This is a genomic window from Bacteroides coprosuis (assembly GCF_020741705.1).
Lineage (GTDB): Bacteria > Bacteroidota > Bacteroidia > Bacteroidales > Bacteroidaceae > Bacteroides_E > Bacteroides_E coprosuis.
Genome location: NZ_DYYK01000189.1, coordinates 1 through 9,538, shown reverse-complemented (window position 1 = coordinate 9,538; position 9,538 = coordinate 1). Strand labels below are relative to the sequence as shown.

Here is a 9,538-nt window from a genome sequence, read left to right as displayed (position 1 = left end):
TCATTTGATGATTTCGATGTATTAATTGGGCCAAGCCGATCAGTACAGTCCTATACTTCCATTGTTAATGGGAAGACTTCTCATGTAAACAATATGACCTATACTTATATACTGATGCCCCGCAAAGAAGGAACTTACAAATTACCAGGAGCTTCAGTATCGATTAAAGGTAAAAGTTACACATCTAATGCTCTATCTATTAAAGTATTACCAGATGATGGTTCAAGCAATCAATCATCTTCTAGTAGAGGAAGGAACCAGCAAGATGTAAGTAGAAGTAGCAACCAAGTTACTGGGAAAGACATCTTCTTGGTTGGTCAGCTATCGAAGACTAAAGCCTCAGAGCAAGAGGCTGTATTGCTTACTTATAAGCTTTATGTAGCTTCTGTAAGTGTTTCAAGTATTCGTCCAGTAAAGATTCCCGATTTTAATGGTTTCCATTCACAGGAACTCGATTTATCTAATAGTAATCGTTGGGATTTAGAAAACTATAAAGGCAGAAACTACCGTACTGCTGTATTGCAGCAAGTGGTGCTGTTCCCTCAACGCTCAGGACAGATTAATATTGAACCTGCTGAATATGAAGTTGCCATAGAGCAACCTATGGAATTTGAAGACCCCTTTGATGCTTTCTTCAATATGCAATCTAGTACTACTATACGTAAGAAGATTGTTTCTCCCGCTATTTCTTTGAATGTTGATGCATTGCCAGCAGGCAAACCTCTTGATTTCTCGGGTGGTGTGGGCAATTTCTCATTGACATCATCAATTAGCACCAACGAAATTAAAGCGAATGAAGCGATTACAATAAAATTGGTATTGTCGGGAACTGGAAATATGAAATTGATTTCTAGCCCTGAAATAGACTTCCCTAGTGATTTTGAAGTATATGATCCTAAAGTAGAAGATCAGTTTAGATTAACGACTCAGGGGCTTAGTGGTAATCGTGTTATTGAGTACCTCGCTATTCCTCGCCATGAAGGAAACTTTAAAATACCCGCTATTCAATTTAGTTACTTCGATTTAAAGTCGAAATCATACAAAACATTGCGCACGAATGAGTTCAGTTTAAAGGTAACTAAGGGAGCTGCTGGTAGTTCAACATCTACTGGAGGTGTTGTAAGCAACTATACTAATAAAGAGGACCTTAAGATCTTAGGAGAAGATATTCGATTCATTAAATTAAATGATGTAAAACTTCACCCAAGAGATCAATTTATACACGGTACTCTTACTTATAGATTAATGTATATTATTCCTCTTATTCTATTCGTTGTTCTATTAGCTTTCAATGCTAAGCGTGCGAAAGAAAATAGTAATATAGCGCTAATGCGTACTAAAAAGGCGAATAAAGTGGCTCGTGCAAGAATGAAAAATGCAGAGAAACTACTTAAAGAAGGTAATAAGAGTCAGTTTTACGATGAGGTACTTCGTGCTCTTTGGGGATACATTAGTGACAAACTAACTATTCCATTGTCTAAATTATCAAAAGACAATATTGAGGAAGAGTTGACTAAATATGGCGTTGAAAATGAATTAACCAATCAATTCATTAATACATTGAATGAATGTGAGTTTGCTAAATTTGCTCCAGGAGATGATAATCAAGCTATGGACAAAGTATTTAAGCAAGCAACAGAGTTAATTGGCCGTATGGAGGATGTTATCAAACACTAAAAGAATGATTACGATGAAAAGACTAGGTATATTTTTAAGCTTTATGCTCTGCTTTATGTTTGCTGTATCTGCTGAAGACAGCAAACAAGAGGCTCCTGTAGATTCTCTACAAGCAATACAGCAAAGCTCTTTCGAATCAAATCTAGAGATTAGTAAGGCAGCTGGAGACACAGCCTACGTGAGAGAAGATTATGCTACAGCAGCAAGTATCTATGAAGAATTACTGCAAAAAGGTGTATCGGCTGAATTGTATTACAACTTAGGGAATAGCTATTATAAAACAGATAATATAGCCAAAGCAGTACTCAATTATGAACGTGCCGTACTTTTATCTCCAAACAATAGAGATTATAAGGCAAACTTGGCTATTGCGAGTAGTAAGATAGTAGATAAGGATGAATCTTCTCCCGAACTATTCTTTATTACTTGGGGAAAAACCATTGTTAATTGGATGACTTCCGATCAGTGGGCTGTATTGGCAGTAAGTACTTTTATATTGTGCTTAGTATCCTTGATGATATTCTTCTTGAGCAAAAAAACTGCATTAAAGAAAATAGGCTTTGTTATAGCAATGCTTACACTGATTACTGCACCTATTTTTAACTATTGTTCTCTCTATCAAAAGAAAAAAATAACCAATCAAGATACAGCAATTGTTATGGAACCTAGTGTAACAGTGAGGAGTACACCTAGCGAAAGCGGTACTTCCTTATTTGTCATTCACGAAGGTAAGAAAGTGAAAATAACAGACAACTCAATGAGTAGCTGGAAAGAAATAGAGCTTGAAAATGGAGAAGTAGGTTGGCTTCCAACAGAAGCAATTGAAATAATTTAGAATTTAGCGAACAAATATAACTTACAAAGGGTTTCTATAATAGAATAGGAGCCCTTTTTTTATGAACTAAAACCTGTGGTAACAAATGAAAAACATCTTAATTTACAGAAAATTAGAGAGCTTTTAATTTGATTTATCTCCTTTATTTATTATGTTTATAGTGTGAGTAAAATATATACACACAGTATTTAACCCAATAAAAACTCCAATGCCATGAAAACAATTACTTTTAATGAGCTAAGAAGAATCAAAGACTCACTACCCAACGGTAGCATGCACAGAATCGCCGATGAACTAGGACTAAATGTCAGCACTGTACGTAATTTCTTTGGTGGTGAGAATTATAGAGAAGGCAAAAGTGTAGGCTACCACATTGAACCAGGTCCTGATGGAGGGTTAGTAGTTCTTGATGACACACTTGTTCTAGACAAAGCCCTTAACATCCTAAACGAAGAAAACAATTCATGCTCAGTGAGTTAAAATAATATTTGCAATCCCGGTTGAACTGTCAATTGGGGTTTATTGTTTTAACTAAGTAGTAACTAAAACACAACCCTATGCAAATGAAAGAAGATGGTAAAAATGACAATCTAGTCACACTGGCTATTTTAACATACACAAAAGCTCAAATTTTACAAACTGTACTGCAATCGGAAGGTGTAGAAGCGACGATCATGAATGTAAATCAAATTACACCAACTGTAAATGCTGCAGTTAGAGTAAAAATCAATGAAAGTGATCTTCCTAAAGCCCTTAAAATCACTGAAAAAGCCGCTTGGCTAACAGAAGATATGCTCGACGAAAAAGCAGAACATGAAAAGAAGCGAAATACCATACTTCTGCCTGTCGATTTCTCCGAATATTCTATGAAAGCATGCGAGTTTGGCTTTAATATTGCCAAAAGTATGAATGCGGAAGTAGTCTTAATGCACGTGTATTTTACACCAATTTACGCTGCATCTCTTCCTAATGGAGATATATTTAACTACCAAAAACAAGGATTTGACCGTGAAGCGCATATCATTCATAGGCAAGTTCAAGAAAAACTGGAACATTTATCCAATCAGATTGATGCTAAAATCGCATCAGGAGATTTCCCTAATATAAAGTATGTAAAGAAGTTACGAGAAGGTATTCCTGAAGAGGAAATAGTACGTTATGCTCGCAGACATAAGGTTACACTTATTATTATGGGAACAAGAGGTAGTAATCAGAAGAAAATTGATCTCATTGGTAGTGTTACTGCAGAGGTTATTGATAGAAGTAGAACTACGGTATTTGCTATACCTGAAAATACACCTTACAAAACCTTTGATAAGGTGAAAAGAATTGCTTTTTTAACCGATTTTGATCCTAGAGACCTTATTGCTTTAGATAATCTATTGCAGAATGATTTCCCCATTTTCAAACCAGCCATTTCTCTCGTACACATCTCTGATAGTGATGAACACGATAAATGGGATGAAATTGAATTGGGAGGAATAAAGGAATATCTCACTAAAAACTATGAAGGATTAGATGTTGACTATGAAATCATTAAAGATGATGATAATTTTTCCAATACACTATCCGAGTTTATCACCAAACATCAAATTGATGTCATAACCTTGAGTAGTTATAGAAGAAATATCTTTGCTCGTCTATTTAATCCAAGCATAGCTAGAAAAATGGTTTTCCATAGTGATACACCATTGTTAGTAATTAGTGTTTAATAAAGCTTGAGAAAGCTGACACAACTGTAAACGTATCCAGTATAATTTTTTTAAGGAAGTTATACTGGATATTTTTTTAGTCAAAATTCTGAAACACTTGGTAAGCACATTTCGCTATTTTTTATTTGCTGAGAATATCGTACATTTGATTATTCGTAATGCGCCATCAATACGTTTCTAAATAGAGCTCAATAAAAAGTGTATAATTTATATTATGTTAAGTAGTATATATTATACACTTTTTTTATACCTCTTTCTCTCCTGAAGTACCAAATGCTTCGATTATTCCGACCAATCCCCCAGGTTGTCTAAATATATCGCAAGGAAACGCGATTAGAGATTACTAATAAATTATCACAACCCATTCTATACGAGATACTTACAATCATATACACAAATTACTATCATGCGTATCTATTATTTCTAATAATGGAAAGAATCATACAATAAAGTATGCTGAAAAACTCTAATCTATCATTCTTTTTAATCGAATGGATTATTTCCTCTAAATCGTCAGAACTTCCTTAGATGTAAAATTCATAAAAGGCTTTTACTCTATTTCATAGTTCGAGTAAAATTTCTAGCGTAATGACAGAGATTAAATATCTGCCGATATATTTCTATCTGTACACTTCTTTTGAAAAATTCAGATGAATACTCTCTTTCAACATCAGTTGAATATTAAAGAGTCGCGACAATGTGTATTTAATAAAGATTAAGGTTTACCGAGTTGTTTTATGCCCTCACAAAAAAAAAGGACCTATCTATTTTGCTTTAGATAAGTCCTTTTGATCTCTGTAAAGATAATTTGTCTTTTTTATATTTCTAAAATAGGCAATTTGTCTTCAAGTATAATATTACCCATCATATCGTGGATTGAGGTGCTGTCATCCAAGACAATCTTAGAATTTATTACTCTATTTTTAATTTCAAAGTAAGCTTTACTATTGACATCCAAGTTGGCTTTAATTACCCAGTCCCCTACTGTTATTATTCCTTTTTTTTTTTTCTTCACCTCTATTTTATGTGCATCTCTGTGGTGAGTTACAAGAACAGTAGCAAATCTATAATTTTTACTTTTCTCAGATGTAGCAGTGAAGTGCCAGTGATTGGCATAGGATTCAAAATTACCTTTAGCATCAGCTCTCAGCCAATTGATTGCTGGAGTAAAAAACTGATCGGTCATATTGGTTTTTACTTTTCCCGAAGAAAATAGATAAGCGTCAGATTCTGCTTTACCATTTATCGCTTTGATTGTCAAGATCTTATTGGATTCACTTTGTTGCATAGGCTCTTTGACAGTATGCAGCAAATAATCCCATGTTACAGGTTCGTCTGCTTCAAGTTCGTCATAAATAAAGGTAATGCTAGCATCTCCTAGAGTTACAATATGTCTTCTAAAGGTTTCTAAGTGGTTTTTATCCCAACCATTTTTCGGACTAAAATCTATTTTAGCTTCTTTTGCTCGGTTTTGCCAAAGCTTTGAAATCACTTCTCCATACGCATTTGAAGCATCTCCTAGTACATAAGAAATCTCTTTTCCTACATAGTGGCGAGGTATCCAACCATAACCTTCAGTACCTATTTTCTGCCCCATACCATTTACTAAGATGGTATTATGTGCTCTTGATGCACGGTGACAATACACTCCGTGTTCATCTCTAAAACTAATGTGATGTCCGCTACTATAAAAAAGTGGTCGGCCATCAAAAAAAGTATTGAATGCATTTTGATTAGCTAGTGCATGTGAAGTTGATCCATACGGACTTGAACGAAAACTAACCATTGCATTTCTATGTAAATCGCCCCAATTGGATAAGAAACTAGCTAGTCCTGTTTGTGGGAAAACACATCCTACGGGTAAATGACCTAAAGTTATAGGTTTAGGAAGGGGTTTATTGCATACTATTCTAAACCAAGCCAAATCTCCTGGTTTAGCCATAAATGCTTTTTTTAAGATATTGGGTTCTTTTTCAATAATCATTTCTGAATATTGAGCAAGAAAAGGATGATTTAAAAGTCGAGCTAAGGCATCGGCATAACTCACACGGATAGAGTTAGGCTTATATACTTTTTGGTGTCCACTTCCATTCCCTCCCGATTTTGAAAATGGAGGTTGTTGATACATTACATAAAGTGCATTCCCTGCATACCACGGATCACTAAAAAAGTCGTAGCCCGAAACTCTACTATAAAAATAAGGAACTTCTATCAGTGTTTTGGCATTTACTTGGAAATAGCTATCACCATTATGCCAACCGCCATCCTCATTGAGTCCTGGAAAACGTGCTCTCCATATTTCATAACTATATTCGGTCCACTTATCTGCTTCTTCTAAATCACCATATACAGCGAATGCAGCAAAAGTAAATATTCGTAGATTCATCTGCCAGTTATGATTATCAGCAATATGGTTTGCCAGATGATTCACAAAGTGATTGAATATCTTAGTACCATTTTCTTTTATTTCAGTGAGTAATAGTTTTTTTGTCTCCTCATCGAGGATATTATAAAAACTATCGTAAGCTGTAGATGCTAAAAGTAGATAAGTAGCTTGATTGAAATCCCCCTTCATATAAGGGCTTTTTTTCCACGCAATCATGCTTTTTAGTCTATCAATAGCTATCTCAGCATATTTCTTATCTTTTGTAAGGATATATGTACGAATCAATACCTCCAGATTTCCCTCTTCTTTATCTACAAATCTCCTACTTTCACGGGTGAGCATAGAGTTTTTCTTAAACTCACTATCGAGTCCTTTTAGTAAATCGGTGTTGATTGAATTATGAAAATCGACAATAGGAGTTTTCATAATTTTAGCAGATTCATGCAGATACCATTCTCTTTCAATCTTATCTTTACTAGATTCAATCACTTGATTCCAATCTTTTTCAAAAACAAGAATTCGAGGATGAGTAGAGGGTAGATTTGTTATGAAATTTCGATAGGTTGGAGGAGCAAATTTTAGAGCATTAGGCACAACATCGAAAGAGTTCGTTTCCGACCACTCTGTTGTTCCATCACTATTTACATATCCATATTGCCAAAACCATCTACCACTACGAATGTTATTTTCGGGGTTGTAGAAAGGCCATGAGGTATAAGCTGAAATAACGTTTTGATTGAAGTGAATATCTTGAGAAAGTCGCACTTGATAATTCCTCCCCAGCGGGTCTAGTTTCTTGCTTTTTTCTTCCTCTACTCCATCAAGTCCTGCACCTACTGAATTATGGTCTTCGTGCAATGGCCATTGCAGAGATACATATCTATCAGCAAGTTGAGCACCATTCTGAGGATATACTGTCGCACGCATTTCATGCATCAATGTTTGTGACGTTAACTTTATTCGACTGTTTCCCACCATAGGTGTGGCAGTCAGGGTAAAAGCACCCAGCATAAGTAGTAGTTTTAGTTTTTTCATGACATTTTTTGGGTAAAGAAAGCGATGCTTCCTTTTTCAAATTGTTAATTTATTTATTTCTAAAATACAATAGTACCTATAATTCTAATTAAGCCTTTTCAGTATTACTTTTTTTAAAATCACTATGTTTGAAATTGTTTTGATTTTGTCTTTCCATTTATAAAAATGTTCAAATCTACTCTAATTCACTCTAAATAATCCATTAAAAGGTAATATTTGTCCTAACTTAGCAATTCAGAAATCGTACAAATATTCAATTATCAGTGGCTTATAGACAAAAAAACATACAGCTTCATTTGTTTACCTACCATCTGACTAAAGACTATTGTACAAATATTAAATCTATGACTTTTCGAAAGTATATCATAGCAACTCTTTTTTGTTGCTTATTTGCCTCACTCCATGCATTACAAGTTTCAGCTAAAGAATTAAATGAATCTATCCGTTTTGAAAATATCAGAGATAATTATGGATGGCTCACAGATATATGTTAAATTTATAGGTGTAAATCATTGGGGGATTTCCAAGTGATCTTTTCTCAATATGCTCTAAATAATATAACCCTAAAAACCACGTATAATGTTTGTCATTGATAAAGAGAAGAATAGAATAAATAAAATCAAAAGCTGTACTTTTTCAGATCTAAAATTTCGTGAACGAGAACATTTACAAGAGTGGCTTGAGAATACTCCTACTGCCTTTGGTGAAGACGATGAACTATTGTTTATCCAAAAGGAATTTGATGGGTTTGATGATACACGCGAAAGGCTGGACTTGCTTGCAATCGATAAACAAGGAGACTTAGTTATCATTGAAAACAAACTAGACGATAGTGGTAGAGATGTAACTTGGCAGGTTTTAAAATATGCCTCCTATTGTTCTAGTTTAACAACACCACAAATAAGGGATATTTATCAATCTTACCTTGACAAAAAAGGATGCTCTGAAAATGCAGAGAGCAATATTTCTGAGTTTTTAGATATAAATGATTTTGAGGATATCCAATTAAACAATAATCAAAGAATCATTTTAGTATCTGGTAGTTACAGAAAGGAAGTAACTTCTACTGTCCTTTGGTTATTACAGAAATACAAGCTTAAAATTCAGTGTTTTAAAGCAACTCCATACTCTTTTGAGGGACAGATATTTCTCAATATTGAACAAATTATACCTGTTCATGAGGTGGAAGAATACACTATAAAAATGGCAGAAAAAGCCCAAGAAGACCAAAGCACTCAAGAGAAACAAGTGATAAGGCATAAAAAAAGAATTGAGTTTTGGAATTTACTGCTGCCAAAATTAAATACGAAAACTAATCTTTTTGCCAATGTCAGTCCTTCAAAAGATAATTGGATTAATGCTGGTTCTGGTGTTAGTGGTGTGGGATTTGTTTTCTCTGTAGCGAAAAACTATGCTAGAACTGAAGTTTCTATGACAAGAAGTAGTGCTGAAGAGAATAAATTTATTTTTGACAAACTGCTTAAATACCGAGAAGAGATTGAAGTCCAAACCGGTACTCTAGAATGGGAACGAATGGATAATAAAAAAGCTTGTAGAATAAAACATGAACTACTCGATGTTAGTCTATATGAAAAAGAAAATTGGAATAAAATGGTCGATTTTCTGATAGCAAGCATGGTAAAGATGGAAGTCGCATTTAAGAAATCTCTACAAGTTATCAATAGACAATTAAAAGCAGACAGAGGTAGTTCGGATTAAAGAACAAAAAAAGCGGTTGTGAATTAACTCACAACCGCTTTTTTATTTTTTAATCTAATCTACTTATTATAATAGAGCTTCGATTTCTTCAATTTCTTCCATACCCAATTTGTAGTAAACTAGGTAAAGACCTTGTAACCATAGACTTTGTTCTTCTGGTTTAAGTTCTCTAGC

At 34.3% G+C, this 9,538-nt stretch carries 7 protein-coding genes; 6 read left to right on the top strand and 1 reads right to left on the bottom strand.

The window, feature by feature from the left end; genetic code table 11:
- From K8V80_RS11420 to K8V80_RS11405, 4 genes are all read left to right on the top strand, one after another.
- Window positions 1-1,677, top strand: a 1,677-nt coding sequence (locus K8V80_RS11420) for a BatD family protein (RefSeq protein WP_276778146.1), incomplete at its 5' end; no start/stop codon positions are given.
- Window positions 1,678-1,690: 13 nt separating this feature from the next.
- Complete coding sequence (locus tag K8V80_RS11415) at window positions 1,691-2,512, top strand: tetratricopeptide repeat protein (protein ID WP_276778150.1); 822 nt, start codon at window positions 1,691-1,693, stop codon at window positions 2,510-2,512.
- Window positions 2,513-2,725: 213 nt separating this feature from the next.
- Window positions 2,726-2,992, top strand: a complete 267-nt coding sequence (locus K8V80_RS11410; RefSeq protein WP_006744900.1) for a hypothetical protein — start codon at window positions 2,726-2,728, stop codon at window positions 2,990-2,992.
- A gap of 77 nt (window positions 2,993-3,069) precedes the next feature.
- A complete protein-coding gene (locus tag K8V80_RS11405) occupies window positions 3,070-4,224 on the top strand; it encodes a universal stress protein (RefSeq protein WP_006744899.1) in 1,155 nt (384 codons plus the stop codon).
- Window positions 4,225-5,041: 817 nt separating this feature from the next.
- Here K8V80_RS11405 and K8V80_RS11400 read toward each other — a convergent pair.
- Window positions 5,042-7,645, bottom strand: coding sequence for a DUF4962 domain-containing protein (locus K8V80_RS11400; protein ID WP_276778144.1), 2,604 nt, complete (start codon window positions 7,643-7,645; stop codon window positions 5,042-5,044).
- A 344-nt stretch (window positions 7,646-7,989) separates the two neighbouring features.
- On the opposite strand from K8V80_RS11400, the gene K8V80_RS11395 reads away from it, so the two are divergent.
- Together K8V80_RS11395 and K8V80_RS11390 are read left to right on the top strand one after the other, a co-directional pair.
- Entirely contained in the window at window positions 7,990-8,139 is a 150-nt protein-coding gene (locus K8V80_RS11395) for a hypothetical protein (protein WP_276778142.1), read from the top strand.
- Window positions 8,140-8,224: 85 nt separating this feature from the next.
- The gene (locus tag K8V80_RS11390) at window positions 8,225-9,364 is read left to right on the top strand and encodes a DUF4268 domain-containing protein (protein ID WP_276778140.1); all 1,140 of its coding nucleotides are present in this window, start codon (window positions 8,225-8,227) and stop codon (window positions 9,362-9,364) included.
- Window positions 9,365-9,538 lie beyond the last annotated feature (174 nt).